Here is a 686-nt window from a genome sequence, read left to right as displayed (position 1 = left end):
AAGGCGAAACCTCCGAAGCAGCCCTGACCACGGTCAAAACCGCCATCGACCGCTACGGGACACCCCAACGCTTCCTCTCCGACAACGGCACCGCGTTCAACGTCTCCCGCCGCGGACGCATCGGACAACTCACCACATTCCTGCAATCGCTGGGAGTGACGTGCATGACCGGCAAACCCGGCCACCCCACCACACAGGGGAAGAACGAACGCTCCCACCAGACCCTGCAGAAATACCTCGCCGCCCGACCAGCGGCCAAAGCCCTCTTCACACTCCAGGAACACGTCGACGCGTTCGACGCCGAATACAACCACCACCGCGGACACCAGGGCCTGGCAGGACTCACCCCGGCCGAACGGCACGCCGAAGTCCCCATCGCCGACCCTCCCACACCACCGGAACCCGTGGACGCCGACGACTGGATCCAGCTGAGAAAAGTCATACCGAAAACGGCAGCGATCCTCATCGACCGCGTCCGCTACCGGATCGGCAAGGACCACATCGGCACAACGGTCATCATCATGCACAACCTCCGACACGTCCACGTCTACGACGAGGCGGGAACGCAGATCCTGTCATTCATCAAACCCACCGACCCGCAGACCCACTACGTTGGAAACGGACGCCCCAGAGGATTCCTCAACGATCCGAAATACACGCATCGACCCGAGATGGACACGAAGTCA

1 protein-coding gene is annotated in these 686 nt (G+C 62.1%); it reads left to right on the top strand.

The window, feature by feature from the left end; all coding sequences use genetic code 11:
* The coding region (locus NQ034_RS16060) for an integrase core domain-containing protein (RefSeq protein WP_257050022.1) at nt 1-686 on the top strand (686 nt) is incomplete at both ends.

The sequence above is a fragment of the Brevibacterium moorei genome (genome assembly GCF_024580735.1).
Taxonomy (GTDB): domain Bacteria; phylum Actinomycetota; class Actinomycetes; order Actinomycetales; family Brevibacteriaceae; genus Brevibacterium; species Brevibacterium moorei.
The sequence above is the reverse complement of the archived record's forward strand: the minus strand, read 5'-3'. Positions and strand labels throughout refer to the sequence as shown.